General features: G+C 69.0%; 18 protein-coding genes and 1 riboswitch. Of the genes, 12 read left to right on the forward strand and 6 right to left on the reverse strand.

Features of this window, described 5'->3' with window-relative positions:
* Positions 1-258: 258 nt before the first annotated feature.
* Genes MLE43_RS07260 through MLE43_RS07275 form a run of 4 tightly spaced genes read left to right on the forward strand, consistent with a single transcriptional unit; the run spans position 259 to position 2766 of the window.
* Positions 259-591 (forward strand): hypothetical protein, encoded by a 333-nt coding sequence (locus tag MLE43_RS07260; protein ID WP_243302891.1) that lies wholly within the window; start codon positions 259-261, stop codon positions 589-591.
* Between the two features lie 13 nt (positions 592-604).
* A complete protein-coding gene (locus MLE43_RS07265; RefSeq protein WP_243302894.1) occupies positions 605-1459 on the forward strand; it encodes an MbnB/TglH/ChrH family RiPP precursor modification enzyme in 855 nt (284 codons plus the stop codon).
* A complete protein-coding gene (locus MLE43_RS07270) occupies positions 1452-2228 on the forward strand; it encodes an HvfC family peptide modification chaperone (protein ID WP_243302896.1) in 777 nt (258 codons plus the stop codon). Before MLE43_RS07265 ends, MLE43_RS07270 begins: the two co-directional genes overlap by 8 nt.
* Before the next feature lie 52 nt (positions 2229-2280).
* A complete protein-coding gene (locus MLE43_RS07275; RefSeq protein WP_420843168.1) occupies positions 2281-2766 on the forward strand; it encodes an FKBP-type peptidyl-prolyl cis-trans isomerase in 486 nt (161 codons plus the stop codon).
* 3 nt (positions 2767-2769) lie between these two features.
* Here the strand turns inward: MLE43_RS07275 and MLE43_RS07280 are convergent, their stop codons facing one another.
* The 4 genes from MLE43_RS07280 to thiC all read right to left on the reverse strand — a co-directional run bounded on the left by MLE43_RS07280 (position 2770) and on the right by thiC (position 7704).
* Positions 2770-4038 (reverse strand): trans-sulfuration enzyme family protein, encoded by a 1269-nt coding sequence (locus tag MLE43_RS07280; RefSeq protein WP_243302897.1) that lies wholly within the window; start codon positions 4036-4038, stop codon positions 2770-2772.
* A 103-nt stretch (positions 4039-4141) separates the two neighbouring features.
* Positions 4142-4242: riboswitch (SAM riboswitch) on the reverse strand.
* A gap of 73 nt (positions 4243-4315) precedes the next feature.
* Positions 4316-5185, reverse strand: a complete 870-nt coding sequence (gene dapF, locus MLE43_RS07285; protein WP_243302898.1) for a diaminopimelate epimerase — start codon at positions 5183-5185, stop codon at positions 4316-4318.
* A gap of 13 nt (positions 5186-5198) precedes the next feature.
* On the reverse strand, positions 5199-5780 hold the full coding sequence (locus tag MLE43_RS07290) for a DJ-1/PfpI family protein (RefSeq protein ID WP_243302899.1): 582 nt from the start codon (positions 5778-5780) through the stop codon (positions 5199-5201).
* Between the two features lie 94 nt (positions 5781-5874).
* Positions 5875-7704, reverse strand: a complete 1830-nt coding sequence (gene thiC, locus MLE43_RS07295; RefSeq protein WP_338029076.1) for a phosphomethylpyrimidine synthase ThiC — start codon at positions 7702-7704, stop codon at positions 5875-5877.
* A 156-nt stretch (positions 7705-7860) separates the two neighbouring features.
* On the opposite strand from thiC, the gene MLE43_RS07300 reads away from it, so the two are divergent.
* The 7 genes from MLE43_RS07300 (at position 7861) to gluQRS (ending at position 13543) form a co-directional block, all read left to right on the forward strand.
* Complete coding sequence (locus MLE43_RS07300; protein WP_243302901.1) at positions 7861-8175, forward strand: hypothetical protein; 315 nt, start codon at positions 7861-7863, stop codon at positions 8173-8175.
* Positions 8172-9140: an ATP-dependent 6-phosphofructokinase gene (locus tag MLE43_RS07305; protein WP_243302902.1), complete on the forward strand. Its 969-nt coding sequence runs from the start codon at positions 8172-8174 to the stop codon at positions 9138-9140. Before MLE43_RS07300 ends, MLE43_RS07305 begins: the two co-directional genes overlap by 4 nt.
* 66 nt (positions 9141-9206) lie before the next feature.
* Positions 9207-10274, forward strand: coding sequence for a mannose-1-phosphate guanylyltransferase (locus MLE43_RS07310; protein WP_275976094.1), 1068 nt, complete (start codon positions 9207-9209; stop codon positions 10272-10274).
* A 28-nt stretch (positions 10275-10302) separates the two neighbouring features.
* Complete coding sequence (locus tag MLE43_RS14830; protein WP_275976095.1) at positions 10303-10662, forward strand: phosphomannose isomerase type II C-terminal cupin domain; 360 nt, start codon at positions 10303-10305, stop codon at positions 10660-10662.
* A complete protein-coding gene (locus tag MLE43_RS07315) occupies positions 10662-11351 on the forward strand; it encodes an outer membrane lipoprotein-sorting protein (protein WP_243302903.1) in 690 nt (229 codons plus the stop codon). Before MLE43_RS14830 ends, MLE43_RS07315 begins: the two co-directional genes overlap by 1 nt.
* Before the next feature lie 236 nt (positions 11352-11587).
* On the forward strand, positions 11588-12574 hold the full coding sequence (locus MLE43_RS07320; protein WP_243302904.1) for a deoxyhypusine synthase family protein: 987 nt from the start codon (positions 11588-11590) through the stop codon (positions 12572-12574).
* A 69-nt stretch (positions 12575-12643) separates the two neighbouring features.
* A complete protein-coding gene (gene gluQRS / locus MLE43_RS07325; protein ID WP_243302905.1) occupies positions 12644-13543 on the forward strand; it encodes a tRNA glutamyl-Q(34) synthetase GluQRS in 900 nt (299 codons plus the stop codon).
* 1 nt (position 13544) lies between these two features.
* On the opposite strand, the gene MLE43_RS07330 is transcribed toward gluQRS, so the two are convergent.
* Positions 13545-13880, reverse strand: coding sequence for a DUF5329 family protein (locus tag MLE43_RS07330; RefSeq protein ID WP_243302906.1), 336 nt, complete (start codon positions 13878-13880; stop codon positions 13545-13547).
* 60 nt (positions 13881-13940) lie between these two features.
* Complete coding sequence (rpsT, locus tag MLE43_RS07335) at positions 13941-14204, reverse strand: 30S ribosomal protein S20 (protein ID WP_243302907.1); 264 nt, start codon at positions 14202-14204, stop codon at positions 13941-13943.
* A gap of 175 nt (positions 14205-14379) precedes the next feature.
* Between rpsT and MLE43_RS07340 the strand changes: the two genes are divergently transcribed.
* Positions 14380-15210 (forward strand): transketolase, encoded by an 831-nt coding sequence (locus MLE43_RS07340; RefSeq protein WP_243302908.1) that lies wholly within the window; start codon positions 14380-14382, stop codon positions 15208-15210.
* The last annotated feature ends 18 nt before the right edge of the window (positions 15211-15228 follow it).

Genomic DNA, 15228 nt, shown 5'->3' on the forward strand with positions numbered 1-15228 from the left:
AAAAGACCTCCGGGTGGCTTCGGGGATCACCCCCGGGCCCGGCCGAGGTGCGGGGGAGCGTCCGGTGGCGCCCGGGGTCGGGAAAAAACGCGGGGCCCTGAAAAAAAGGTCGTCACACCTTTCCGGGTGGCTGCACCCCACAGGCTGACAACCTGGCCAGCTCTGTGATCCCGCCCGACCGCCGGGCAGGACGGGCCATGGGAGGCATTTCCGGGGCCGCAGGCGGCCCCCGCCGCGGCCCAGCCGCAGGAGGATTCCATGATCACGAAACTCGTCGGTGCCGCCACCCTCTTCGCCGCCGGTTCGCTGGTGGCGGGCGGTTCCACCACCGTCACGGCCACCCCCGTGAGCGCCTTCGGCTCGGAGGCGGCCCTGTCCCAGGCCGGAGACTGCGGTTCCAAGGACACCAAGCCCGATGCGAAGGCCCCCGCGAAGACCAAGGAGGCGAAGGACGCCAAGGGCAAGGCCAAGGAGGGCGGCTGCGGCGGTGGCGGCGGCTGCGGCAGCGCGGACATGAAGAAGGACAAGAAGGACAAGAAGGACAAGAAGGAAGGCAGCTGCGGCAAGGACAAGAAGGAAGAGAAGAAGTAGACGGGAGGCCCCCATGGCGCGAGGCCGCTTCATGGGCGTGGGCCTGGGCCTCCGCCGCCCCCATCTGGAGGCGGTGGTGGCCCGGCCGGACCACGGTGTGCCCTTCTGGGAGACCTGTCCCGAGAATGTGATCGGGGATGGCGGGCGGCCCCACCGGGACGCCTGCGCCATCCTCGACCGCGATCCCGTCCTCACCCATGGCCTGGCCATCTCCCTGGGGGGCTTCGATCCCTGGGACGGCGACTACCTGCGCGACCTGGGGCGCTTCCTCGTCCGCACGGGAACGCCCTGGCACTCCGAGCACCTCTGCTTCACCCGCGTGGACGGCAGCTGCCTCCACGAGCTGCTGCCCATCCCCTTCACGCGGGAGGCCGTCCGCCACACGGTGGCCCGGGCCCGGGACCTCCAGGCCCGCCTGCCCGTGCCGCTGCTCCTGGAGAACATCACCTACTACGCGGAACTGGGACGGGCCGAGATGGACGAGGCCACCTTCATCGCCGAGGTGCTGGAGGGCGCGGATGTGGGCTGGCTGCTCGACGTGAACAACATCTATGTGAACGCCCTGAACTTTGGCTTCGACCCCAAGGCCTGGCTGGCGCGCATGCCCCTGGAGCGCGTGGCCCAGCTGCACATCGCCGGGCACAAGCGCTTCGGCGCGCTCACGGTGGACACCCACGGAGCCGAGGTCATCGACCCCGTCATCGAGCTGATGCAGTGGACCCTCGCCCGCCTGGGCCGCCCCGTGCCGGTGCTGCTGGAGCGCGACAACCACATCCCGGACCTGGAGGACCTGCTGGCGGAGCGCTCTCGCCTCCAGGCGGCCTACGACGAGGTCCTGGCGGTGCCGGTGGGAGGTGGCCGTGGCTGAGCCCCTCGCCCTTCAGCGGGCCCTGGCGGCCCTGGTGCTCGATCCGGATGGGGCCACTTTCGAGGAGGATCCCGCCGGGTTTGCCCGGAGCCACGGGCTGCCCGAGGCGGACGCACAGAGCTTCCAGCAGTTCAGCGCCGGGCTGGCGGCCTACCGGGAGCTGGCCCGCCTGAGCCTGATGGATCCCATCGAGACCATGTTCCCCATCACCCGGGCCCTGCTCGAGCGGGAAGGCTCCTGGGAGCCCTGCGTCGAGGCCTTCATCCAGGCCCGCTGCGTGGCCAGCCCGCACTACCGGGACATCGCGCCGGCCTTCCTGGGCTGGCTGGCGGAGACGGGCTGGGGCCAGGCCACCTGGCCGTTCCTGCTGGAACTGGCCCATGCGGAACTCCTGGAGGTACTGGTGGCCCGGTTTCCGGAGGCCGACCGTCCGCCGGGGCTTCACAAGGTGCCGGGGCTCCCGGATCGGATCGTCCTGGACTCCGTTGCGCAAGTCGTGTCGTACCGCCACGCGGTCCACCGGGTGAGCGAGGCGGCGCCGGTACCCGAGGCCCGGCCCACCCACCTGCTGGCCTACCGGGACGGGGACGGCCAGCCGCAGCTCATGGACCTGACCCCCGCCGCCGCAGCCCTGTTGGTCCGGGCCCAGACGGAGAGCCTGGCCGAGGCCGCCGCGGCCCTGGGACTGGCGGATCCGGCGGCGACCCTGGCCCTGCTGGAAGAGCTGCGGGACCGGGGCGCCATCGCCGGGTTCCAGGCCGCCTCCTGATCCGGCTGCGCTCCGACCCCGCCTTCCCGTAGACTCGGAAGCTGGAGGCGCCATGACCCGCAGATTCCTCGCCCTGGCCGCGCTGCTGCTCGCGCTGCCCCATGTCGGCCCGGCCCTGGCCGCCCAGACTTCGGCCGCACCGGCCAAGAAGCGCGCCAAAACCCCCAAGAAGAAGGCTCCCGCCATGATCACGACCGCCAGCGGCCTCCAGTACCTCGACACCCAGATCGGCACGGGGGCCTCGCCCCAGCCTGGCCAGCGCTGCGCCGTCCACTACACGGGCTGGCTCTCGGACCACGGGAAGAAGGGCCGGAAGTTCGACAGCTCCGTGGACCGCGGCGAGCCGCTGGTCTTTCCCGTCGGCGTGGGCCGCGTCATCAAGGGCTGGGACGAGGGCCTGCTGACCATGAAGGTGGGCGGCAAGCGCACCCTCCACATCCCCGCGGCTCTGGGGTACGGTGCCCGCGGCGCGGGCGGCGGCGAGATCCCACCCAACGCCGACCTGATCTTCGATGTGGAGCTGCTGGGGATCCAGTAGGGGTCAGTCCAGGGCCTGGGCCAGGTCGGCGCGCAGATCCTGCACGTCCTCCAGGCCCACGGAGAGGCGGATGAGGTCGTCGCTGATCCCGGCCCGCTGCCGGGCCTGGGGCGTCATGGAGGCATGGGTCATGGAGGCGGGATGCGCCACCAGGGATTCCACGCCGCCCAGGCTTTCCGCCAGGGTGAACCAGCGCAGCCTCCGGAGCACGTGGTTCAGGCGCTCGGCGCCGCCCTCCGCCAGCTCGAAGCTCAGCATGGCGCCGAAGCCCCGCTGCTGGCGCTTCGCGAGTCCGTGCTGCGGATGGCCGGGCAGGCCCGGGAAGTGGACCTTCCCCACGGCGGGATGGGCCGCCAGGAACTCCGCCAGCACCTGGGCCGTGGCCTCGTGCTGACGCATGCGCAGGGGCAGGGTCTTCAGGCCGCGCAGCACCAGGAAGCAGTCGTGGGGCGCCTGCGAGGTGCCCAGCAGGTTGTTCGCGCTCTGGATCTGCTGGGTGAGGGCCAGGCGGCCGGGGCCCGCCACCACGGCACCGCCCACCACGTCGCTGTGGCCGTTGAGGTACTTCGTCGTGGAGTGGATGACGAGGTCGGCGCCCAGCTCGAAGGGGCGCTGGAGGTAGGGCGAGAGGAAGGTGTTGTCCACGGCCACGAGGCAATCCGGCTGGCGGTGGCCCAGCTCCGCCACAGCGGCGATGTCCGTGAGGCGCAGCAGGGGATTCGAAGGGGTCTCGATCCAGATCATGCGCGTGTTGGGTCGTATGGCCGCCTCGACGGCCTGGAGATCCGCCAGGTCCAGGTAGGTGACCTCCAGGCCGTAGAAGCGCTGGGCGTGCTCCAGCAGCCGGAAGGTGCCACCGTAGCAGTCCACGGTGGAGATGAGGTGGCTGCCGTGGGGCAGCAGGTTGAGGGCCACCAGGATGGCGCTCATGCCCGTGCTGGTGCAGGTGGCGCCATGGCCGCCTTCGAGCAGGGCGAGGGCCTCCTCCAGGGCCGCCCGTGTGGGATTGCCGCTGCGGGTGTAGTCGTAGCCCGCGTTGGTGCAGATGTCCTTGAAGGCGAACGTGGACGAAAGATACAGCGGCGGCATGACTGATCCGTAGGCCGGGTCGGGCTGCACCCCCGCATGCACGCACTGGGTGGCCAGACCCGCGTTCGGTACCAGCTCCGGCCGCTGGCTCCAGCCGGCCCGGCTCTCCCGCACGGGAGGCTGGATGCTGAAGTGGTAGGCCGGATTGCCCGGCACGTTGGTATCGAGGTACTGCTCGCTCAAGGGAGCCTCCGGAAGGGGAGGATCCTCGCCGTTTCACTGCGATCCAAAAAAACGAAGGGGGCCCGATTGCTCGGGCCCCCTTCGCATGTCAGCTTCTGACACGTCAGCATCTCTCCGCAATCGCTTGCGGCAGGAATTGGCACCTTGCTTTCGCAGGTTGCCAAGGTTTCACAGGGCCCGTCCCTCCACCTTTCTGGATATCGCGTGATGAAACTGACAAAGATCCTGTGAAACGACAGTATTCGGCAGGAAGATCCGCCTGCCAAGGGAAAGATTGTCATGAAAGGTTTCGGCTCCACCCGACATCCAGCCGGCCATGGAAGACCGGCTGGACGGGCCCGGAGGTGAGGATGTGGCCGCCCGGCTCGAACTCGACGCCGACCGTCCCTCCGGGCATCTGGACCGTGACACGCTCGTTGACCAGGCCCAGGCGGCGGCAGGCGGCGGCCGCGGCACTGCTGCTGCCCGAGGCGGGGGTGTACCCCGCTCCGCGCTCCCAGATCTCGATGCGGATGCGTTGCCGGTCCACCACCTCCACGAAGAGGACATTCACGCGCTCGGGGAATTCCGGGTGGCGCTCGATCTTGGGTCCGAGGCGGCAGGCGTTGGCCTGCGAGACTTCGCCGGGGAAGATGACGCAGTGGGGATTTCCCAGGCTGAGGGCCGTGATGGTGACGGGGCCGGTCGGCAGGAACAGCGGCGTTTCCAGGACCTCCAGGTGCGAGGCCATCCCGGTGAAGGGGATATCACCGGCCCGGAAACTGGGAACCCCCATTTCCACCTGGATCAGGCTGCCGTCGGGGGTCAGCGGCCGGGCCTTGAAGAGGCCGACGAGGGTGTGGATCTGGCACTCCCCGCCGGTCGCATGGCCCACTTCGAACAGGTAGCGGGCGAAGATGCGGAGGCCATCCCCGCTGGTTTCCGCTTCGGTGCCATCGGGATTGAAAATGCGCAGGCCGAAGGCCTCCGGATGATCCGGCACGGCCAGCGGGCCCAGCAGGAGGCCGTCCGAGCCGATGCCGAGGCGCCGGTCGCAGAGGGCCTGGACGCGCTTGGCGCTCGGTTCGAAGGCGGTCCGGGAGGGATCGACCACGATGTAGTCGTTCCCGAGCACGTGGAGTTTGGAGAAGAGGAATTCGCTCGCCATCGTCAGGATCGGATCAGAGGGTGATGTGGGTCCCCAGCACCTTCATGAACTGGGCCAGCCAGGCGGGATGGGCCGGCCAGGCCGGGGCGGTGACGAGGTTCCCATCCGTGACGGCGCCATCGATGGCGATGTCGGCGTACTTGCCCTTGGCGATCTCCACCTCGGCGCGGCAGGCGGGGTAGGCGGAGCAGGTACGGCCCTCCAGCACGCCCGCGGCGGAGAGGATCTGGGCGCCGTGGCAGATGGCCGCCACGGGCTTCTTCGCGGTGAAGAAGTGGCGGACGACCTCCAGCACCTTGGGGTTGAGGCGCAGATACTCGGGGGCGCGGCCGCCGGGGATCACCAGGGCGTCGTACTGGGCCGGCTGGATGTCCGCGAAGGTGGCGTTGAGGGCGAAGCGGTGGCCGGGCTTCTCGGAATAGGTCTGGTGGCCCTCGAAGTCGTGGATGGCCGTGGCGATGGAGTCGCCGGCCTTCTTGTCGGGGCAGACGGCATGCACCGTGTGGCCTACGGCCAGCAGAGCCTGGAAGGGCACCATGATTTCGTAGTCCTCCCCGAAATCGCCCACGAGCATGAGGATTTTCTTCGCGGCCATGACTGCCTCCTTGGGGTGGTGAGACCGCCCTGATGATACGCGTCCCGCTGCGGGTGGGGACGCAAGTCGCGAAAAAGCCCCGCTGGCGGGTGGATCAGGCCTTCTGGTAGACCTCAGCGCCCTTCTGCACGAACGTCTCCGCCATCTCCTCCATGCCCTTCTTCAGGGCCTCCTCCTCGTCGTACCCGTGGCTCTCGGCGTACTGCCTCACGTCATCGGAGATCTTCATCGAGCAGAAGTGCGGGCCGCACATGGAGCAGAAGTGGGCGGTCTTGGCGCCCTCGGCGGGCAGGGTCTCGTCGTGGAACTCGCGGGCGGTATCGGGATCCAGGGCCAGGTTGAACTGGTCCTCCCAGCGGAACTCGAAGCGGGCCTTGCTCATGGCGTCGTCCCAGATGCGGGCGCCGGGGTGGCCCTTGGCGAGATCCGCGGCGTGGGCGGCGATCTTGTAGGTGATGACGCCGTCCTTCACGTCCTTCTTGTTGGGCAGGCCCAGGTGCTCCTTGGGCGTCACGTAGCAGAGCATGGCGCAGCCGTACCAGCCGATCATGGCGGCGCCGATGGCCGAGGTGATGTGGTCGTAGCCCGGCGCGATGTCCGTGGTGAGGGGGCCCAGCGTGTAGAAGGGCGCCTCGTCGCAGACCTCGAGCTGCTTGGTCATGTTCTCCTGGATGAGGTGCATGGGCACGTGGCCGGGGCCCTCGATCATCACCTGCACATCGTGCTTCCAGGCGATCTTGGTGAGCTCGCCCAGGGTCTCCAGCTCACCGAACTGGGCCTCGTCGTTGGCATCCGCGGTGCTGCCAGGGCGCAGGCCGTCGCCCAGGGAGAAGGCCACGTCATAGGCCTTCATGATCTCGCAGATGTCCTCGAAGTGCGTGTAGAGGAAGTTCTCCTGGTGGTGGGCCAGGCACCACTTGGCGAGGATGGAGCCGCCGCGGCTCACGATGCCGGTGACGCGCTTGGCGGTGAGCGGCACGTAGCGCAGCCGCACGCCGGCGTGGATGGTGAAGTAGTCCACGCCCTGCTCGGCCTGCTCGATGAGCGTGTCGCGGAAGATCTCCCAGGTGAGGTCCTCGGCCTTGCCGTTCACCTTCTCCAGGGCCTGGTAGATGGGCACGGTGCCGATGGGCACGGGGCTGTTGCGCAGGATCCACTCGCGGGTCTCGTGGATGTTCTTGCCCGTGCTGAGGTCCATGACCGTGTCGGCGCCCCAGCGGATGGACCAGGCCATCTTTTCGACCTCCTCCTCGATGCTGGAGGCCACGGCCGAGTTGCCGATGTTGGCGTTGATCTTCACCAGGAAGTTCCGGCCGATGATCATGGGCTCGGTCTCCGGGTGGTTGATGTTGGCGGGGATGATGGCACGGCCCCGGGCCACCTCGTCCCGCACGAACTCGGGCGTGATGCGGCTCTTGATCCCGGCGGCCTCGCGGCCCAGGTTCTCGCGGATGGCGATGAACTCCATCTCGGGGGTGATGGTGCCCTGCCGGGCGTAGTGCAGCTGGGTGACGTTGCGGCCGGCCTTGGCGCGCAGGGGCTTGCGGTCCGCATGGAAGCGGATGGCGTCCAGCTCCTGGTCCCGCTCCCGGAGCTTGCGGTAGAGGCTGGTGGCGCCGGGCAGCGCCTCCACGTCGCCCCGGCCGAGGATCCAGTCCTGGCGCAGGGGCGTCAGGCCCTTGGCCACGTCGATGGCCACGGCGGGATCGGTGTAGGGACCGGAGGTGTCGTAGAGGACGACCGGCTCGTTCTCCGTGAGCTGATCCTTGAAGTCGCGGGTGGGATGGAGCGCAATCTGGCGGAAGGGCACCCGGACACCGGGCTGGGTGCCGGCCACGTGGATCTTGGTCGAGGCGGGAAAGGGCTGGAGGCAGGCCGCCAGGGCCGTGCCGTCCACAGGGGCAGAACCGGATTGCATGGTCATGAAAACTCCGGACTTGGGAAAATCGGGTGGGAATTGATCCCCGAATCAGCAAGTTTATCGCGGGGCGACGGGGGCGACGAATTCAAAGATTGTCACGGTCGTGTCGAAGGCCCGGTTGCTGGCCTGATGCGTGATAATCAAGTCCCCGGAGGGATCATGCCGCGACGCGCCCTGTTCATCAGCAGCCTGGCCCTGAGTCTGGTGGCCGCGCCCAGGCCCCAGGAGGATCCGGTCATGAAAGTCCGCGCCCAGCGGGCTTCGGCCCAGGGCATCTCCGAGGGGGACCTCCCGCCGGTGCCCAGGGGCATCATCGAGCCGCCCCCCCTGCCGCCCCCGGAAGCCCACGTGAAGGACACCCGGAAGGGCCGGAGGGCCGCGAGCAAGGCGAAGCACCGGAAGGGGAAGGCCGTGGCGAAGAAGGGGCGGAGTTCGAGGTCCAAGCCGAAGGCGCCCAAGGGGAAGGCGAAGTGAGGATCGGCGTCCTCACCTCTGGCGGGGACGCTCCGGGCATGAACGCCGCGATCCGCGCGGCCGTGCGCCAGGCTGATGCCCTGGGACACGAAGCCTGGGGCATCCGGCAGGGCTACCAGGGGCTGCTGGAGAAGGACTGGGCGCCCATGCCCACCCGGGCCTGCGCCAACATCCTCCAGCGGGGCGGCACGGTGCTGCACACGGCCCGCTGCCCGGATTTCCTCGAGGCGCACCGGCGGGCGGAGGCCGCCGCCAACCTGCGGGAGGCGGGGATCCAGGCCCTGGTGATCATCGGCGGGGATGGCAGCTTCCGGGGCGCCGAGGCGCTCCAGCGGGAGCAGGGCATCCTCTGTGCGGGCATCCCGGGCACCATCGACAACGACCTGCCGGGCACGGACCGAACCCTGGGTTTCGACACGGCCCTGAACACGGCCGTGGAGGCCATCGACCGCATCCGGGACACGGCCTCCAGCCATGGACGCCTCTTCCTGGTGGAGGTCATGGGGCGCAGCTCCGGCATGCTGGCGGTCCACACGGCCCTGGCCTGCGGGGCCGAGGCGGTGCTCTATCCCGAGTCCCCGGACGATTCCTACCAGGCCCTGGTGGCCCGGCTCCACGCCAACTGGCTCCGGGGCAAGCGCAGCTCCATCGTGGTGGTGGCCGAGGGGGATGATCTGGGCAACGCCATGGTCGTGGGGACGCGGCTCCGCCGCGACTACGGGTTGGACCTGCGGGTGGTGGTGCTCGGCCACATCCAGCGGGGCGGCAGCCCCTCGGCCCTGGACCGCATCTGGGGCAGCCGCTGGGGCGCCGAAGCCGTGCGCCGCCTGGCCGCGGGCGAAGGGGGCTTCTACCTGGGCGAGGTGGCCGGAACCCTGGCGGTCCAGCCCCTGGCCCGCATCCTGGATCCCCGGCCCTCTCCGCCGGGAGACATGAGTGAACTGGTGGACATCCTTTCACGCTAGGCAGCTTGTGACGGGTGCAGGGCCCGTGGTTCCCTGGAAGGGCCGCATGGCGGCAGGAGGTCAGTGATGCCGGATAGCCATAAGGAATCCCTGGTGGCGGTCGTGATGGCCGGGGGCCGCGGCACCCGGTTCTGGCCCCGCAGCCGCAACGCCCGGCCCAAGCAGTTCCTGGCCATCGTGGGTACGGAGACCCTGCTGCACCAGACCGTCCGCCGCCTGGACGGGCATGTGGCGCCGGAGCGCATCTTCGTGGTGACGACCGAGGATCTGGCCGCCGAGACCCGGCGCATGCTGCCGGAGCTGCCTCCCGAGAACGTGATCGTGGAGCCCGAGGGCCGTAACACGGCGCCCTGCCTGGCCCTGGCCCTGGTCCAGATCGAGCGGAAGTTCCCCCAGGGCGTCATGGCCGTGCTGTCGGCGGACCACTGGATCGGCGACCGCGAGCTCTTCCTCGAAGACCTGGACACGGCCGTGAAGCATGCCGCCTGGGAAGGGGAGCTGGTCACCTTCGGCATCAAGCCCACCTATCCCGAGACGGGCTACGGCTACATCGAATCCGAGGGCCACGGCCCCGTGCAGAAGGTCGTGGCCTTCCGCGAGAAGCCGCCCGTGGAGGTGGCCGTGCAGTATCTCGAATCCGGCCGCCACTACTGGAATGCCGGCATGTTCGTCTGGACCCTGGCCGACTTCCGGGAGGGCCTGAAGCAGCACGCCCCCGAAGTGCTGGCGCCCCTCGACGCCTGGGTGAAGGCCGGCGCGGATCCCGCGGCCCTGCCTGCCGCCTATCGTCAGCTGCCCAAGGTGGCCATCGATGTGGCGCTCATGGAGAAGGCGGAGACGGTCGCCGTGGTGCCCACGCGGTTCCGCTGGTCGGACGTGGGCTCATGGCCCGCCGCCATCGAGTTCCAGGAGACGGATCCCGAGGGCAATGTGAGCCAGGGGGAGACCTTGCTGCTGGACACCCGCAACAGCGCCTTCTTCGGCGGCAGGCGGCTCATCGCCGCCAGCGGCGTGGACGACCTCATCGTGGTGGACGACGACGATGCCCTCCTCATCTGCCACCGGGACCGCGCCCAGACCGTCAAGCAGATCGTCGAGCGGCTCAGGGCCGAAGGCCGCGAGGATCTGCTCTAAGCTGGGGACTGAAGACTGAGGACCGACCATGCAGCGACCCGACACCCTCCACGTGGACAAGCCCTGGGGCTGCTTTGATCAGTACGCCCTGAACACGCCCTGCACGGTGAAGATCCTCACCTGCCATCCGGGCCAGAAGCTGAGCCTCCAGCGCCATACGCACCGCGGCGAGCTGTGGGTGGCGCTCGATCCGGGCGTGGTGGTGGACCGCGACGGCGCGGAGCTCCGGCCGGCCGTGGGCGAGGAGATCTGGCTGCCCCAGGGAAGCACGCACCGCCTGCGTTGCGACGCGGCCACGGGCCACCCCGTGCGGGTGCTCGAGGTGAGCCTCGGCACCTTCGACGAGGCCGACATCGAGCGGCTCCAGGACGACTACGGGCGCCGCTGATGCGCCGCTTCAGCCTGCTGTTCCTGGCCGCCCTGCCGCTGCTGGCCCAGAGCGGGGAGGAGATCCTCGCGCGGGTGGACAAGCTGCGCCATCCCTGGCCCGTCTTCAGCGTGGAGCTGACGGTGAAGATCCCGAAGGCGGCCCAGCGCTGGAAGGTATCGGCCCGGGAGAACGGCGATGCGCGCCTGGACGGCCTCTCCGAGAAGGAGAAGGGCCGGGCCGTCCTGCTGCGGGGCGATGAGATGTGGCTGCTGCTGCCGGGCGCGAAGCGGCCCGTGAAGGTCACGCCCCAGCAGCGCCTGATGGGACCCGCGGCGGGCGGGGACGTGGCCCGGACCCGCTTCCGGGAGGACTACAACGTGCAGGCCGTGGCCGAGGAGCCCCTGGAGGGCCAGGCCTGCTGGCGGCTGGAGCTGGCGGCGAAGCGGCCGGCCCTCAGTGCCCGCCAGGTGGTCCTGTGGGTCGCGAAGGAGGGGGCGCTGCCCCAGAAGGCCGAGTTCCGGCTCGCCTCGGGGCGGTTGGCCCGCACGGCCCGCTTCGGCCCGCCGGTCCAGACCCACGGCCAGCCCGTGCTGTCGTGGCTGGAGATCGAGGAGGCTGGCGGAGCCGCGGTCAGGCTGACTTTCGGGAACTGGACCCGCGGCGGGGTGGCACCGGGAGCCTTCGACCTGCCTGGTGGCGACCGGTGATAGACTGGTCGGTGAGGTGCCCGCAAGGGCTTCCCGCCACCAACCATCCCACCAATCGATCCCAGTCCTGCTTGCGGGACTCCCGCTAAAAAACCCCACCACTCGAAATCCCGCCAAATCTACCCTCACGAAGCGCCCGCACCTCCGGGCGCTTCCTTTTTGGGGGCCCCCGGGAGCGCAATCAGCGCTCGGACCCGGCGGAACCCGCTGGCACAATGGAAGGATTCGGAGGATTTATGTCCACGCCCAAGCTCGGACCTGTCGGCAGCTATGTGAAGCATCATTTCCGGCACTTCAATGCCGCCGCCCTGATCGACGCCGCCGAGGGCTACCGGGTCTTCCTGGAGCAGGGCGGCAAGATGATGGTGACGCTGGGCGGGGCCATGAGCACCGCGGAACTGGGCCTCTCCTTCGCGGAGATGATCCGCCAGGACAAGGTGCATCTCATCGTCTGCACCGGCGCCAACCTGGAGGAGGACATCTTCAACCTGGTGGCTCACGACTTCTACGAGCGCGTGCCCCACTACCGCGACCTCACCCCCCAGGACGAGAAGGCCCTCCTGGACCGTCACATGAACCGCGTGACGGACACCTGCATCCCCGAGATGGAGGCCATGCGCCGCATGGAGAAGGCCATGTTGGAGGTGTGGATGGAGGCCGACGCCAAGGGCGAACGCTACTTCCCCCACGAGTTCTTCCAGAAGGTGCTGAAGAGCGGGCAATACGAGCAGTACTACCAGATCGACCCCAAGCACTCCTGGATGCTGGCCGCCCTTGAGAAGAACGTGCCCATCGTGGTGCCGGGCTGGGAAGACAGCACCCTGGGCAACATGTTTGCCGCCGCCGTCATCCGCGGGGATGTGAAGAACGTCCACACCGTGCGCACCGGCATCGAGTACATGACCTGGCTGGCCAAGCACTACCAGGACGTCACGAAAGCCTCGACCCTGGGCATGTTCCAGATCGCCGGCGGCATCTCCGGCGACTTCCCCATCTGCGTGGTGCCCATGCTGCACCAGGACCTGGAGCTGACCGAGGTTCCGCTCTGGGGCTACTTCTGCCAGATCAGCGACTCGACCACCAGCTACGGTTCGTATTCGGGCGCGGTGCCCAACGAGAAGATCACCTGGGGCAAGCTGGGCATCGACACCCCGAAGTTCATCATCGAAAGCGACGCCACCATCGTGGCCCCGCTGGTCTTCGCGTATCTGCTGGGGTGGTAGCTGTCAGCTGTCAGCCATCAGCTTTCAACTGAGAGCTGATGGCTGATAACCGATCGCTTGCCATCATCCATGACCCTCGGCCGCTTCGCTCCTTCGCCCACGGGCATCCTGCACCTGGGGAACCTGCGCACGGCGCTGGCTTCGTGGCTGTCGGCGCGGGCGGCGGGGGGACGCTGGCTCATCCGCCTGGAGGACGTGGACGGGCCCCGCTGCCGCCGGGACCTGGGCGAGGCCCAGCTGCGCGACCTCGCCGCCCTGGGGCTGGAATCCGATGCACCTGTGACCTGGCAGTCCGAATGCAGCGCGGCCTACCGCGCGGCCCTGGGGGCCCTGCACGCGGCAGGGCGGCTGTACCCCTGCGCCTGCACCCGCAAGGACCTGCAGCTGCTCGCCTCGGCGCCCCACGCGGAGGACAGCCTGCGGCCCTATCCCGGCCGCTGCCGGGAGCGGGCCTGGGAGGGCTTTGACCGGGCCCTGAGGCTGCGGCTGCCGGAAGGCCCGATCGCCTGGGAGGACCGGCTGTTGGGCTTCCAGATGGACGATCCCGCCGCTCTCACGGGCGATCCGCTCCTGTTCCGCCGGGATGGCTGCTTCGCCTACCACCTGGCCGTGGTGGTGGATGATGGGGCGCAGGGCGTGACCGAAGTGGTGCGGGGCGCGGACCTGCGGCCCGTCACCGCCACCCAGATCCGCCTCCAGGAGGCCCTGGGCCTGCCGCGCCCCGCCTACGCCCACCTGGGCCTGGTGGCCGCGCCGGACGGGAGTCGCCTGGGCAAGCGGGCCGGGGCCCTGGGCGTCGAAGCCCTGGCGGCTCGACGCGTGTCCCCCGCGGCCATCCTGGGCTGGCTGGGCTGGAGCCTGGGCTGCCTGGAACGACCGGAACCGTGCCGGGCCGGGGACCTGATCGCCTCGTTCGCCTGGAATCAGGTCCCGGCGGGCGAGGTGCGCGTTCCCGAAGCGTGGGCCTGACTCACGGGGCGGCTTCCATCCGTTTCAGCTCGGTCCACAGCCAGTCCCGGGCCAGAACCGTGCGGCCGTCCTTGAGACGGATCTCGTAGGGCCTGCCGCTCATGGAACTGCCCGTGGCGCAGTGCTGGATGAACTCCGGAGCCGTCTTCACCCGCTTTCCGGCATTCCGCCACTTCAGGCGGAGGTGCGCCGCAGCCTCCACCGGGGTGTGCTCGCTTCCATTCCGGATGAACACGGCGCCCTGAAGTCCCGCCACCGCCTGGATGAGCGCTTCGATCTTCTGGGCCTCGGGCATCGGGGCCGGGGCGGCGAGGAGCAGGAGCGGGACAGGAATCATGTCCCCAGCATGACAAAGGACCCGGCTCGCCGGGTCCTTTGTGCAAGATCGTAAGGCTCGTTAAGCCAGGTTGTTCACTTTCTGGGCCAGCCGGGACTTGGTCCGGTCGGCGGCGTTCTTGTGCATCACGCCCTTGCGGCAGGCCTTGTCGACCAGGCCCTGGGTCAGGGGCAGCACCTTGGCGGCCTCATCCTTCTTGCCGCCGGCGATCAGGGCCAGGAAGCTCTTGACGGCGGACTTCAGGGTCGAACGGTTGCTGCGGTTGCGGAGGCGGGCCTCGGCATCGCGGCGGGCCTTCTTGGCGGCGGACTTGTGATTGGCCATGAGTCGGATCTCCAGCTTCCCTGGGAACCCCGGAAGCGCGAAAGACCATCCTATCGCAAAATGCCTGAGGGTCAAGGGCAAAAGGCGGCACGAGAGGTCCATTCGCCCCTTCCGGAGCGGCCCTCCCCAGGGCATCCTAATCGGAGGCGAATGGCCTCCCGGGAAGGATGGGGTCATGCCTCAGCAGAAACTGGAGTCCGTCGAGGATCTGGCGGCGAAGGCGAAGGCCTTGCGGCGGGACGTGCTCCTGCAGGTCTACAAGGCCCAGAGCGGCCACCCTGGGGGCAGCCTCAGCTGGATCGACATCGGCGTGGCGCTCTACTACCACGAGATGGCCGTGTTCCCCGAGGACCCCGCGAACCCGGCCCGGGACCGCTTCGTGCTCTCCAAGGGTCACGCCTGCCCCGCCCAGTACGCCCTCCTCGCCGACCAGGGCTTCTTCCCGAAGGCCTGGCTCGAGACCTTCCGCCAGTACCCCACGAAGCTCCAGGGCCACGCGGAGAACCACTACACGCCCGGCGTGGAGGTCACCACCGGCAGCCTGGGCCAGGGGCTGCCCCAGGCCGTGGGCATCGCCCTCGGCCTGAAGGTGCAGAAGGCCGCCCAGCGCGTCTACTGTGTGATCGGCGACGGCGAAAGCCAGGAGGGCGTGATCTGGGAGGCGGCCATGGCCGCGCCCCACCACAAGCTGGACAACCTCTGCGTCTTCCACGACCTCAATGGCCTGCAGATCGACGGCGACGTGAAGAAGGTCATGAACATCAACCCCGTGCCCGACAAGTGGCGTGCCTTCGGGTGGGCCGTGAAGGAGATCGACGGCCACGACTTCACCCAGATCCTGGAGGCCCTGGCCTGGGCCCGGACGGTGAAGGGCCAGCCCGCCATGATCTGCGCCCGGACCGTGAAGGGGAAGGGCGTGAGCTTCATGGAGAACCAGGCCGGCTGGCACGGCGTGGCCCCCAAGACCGAGGACTACGAGAAGGCCCTGGCCGAGCTGGCCGATTAAGGACTGAGGACTGACCCT

This window comes from Geothrix oryzisoli, assembly GCF_022808865.1.
Lineage (GTDB): Bacteria > Acidobacteriota > Holophagae > Holophagales > Holophagaceae > Geothrix > Geothrix oryzisoli.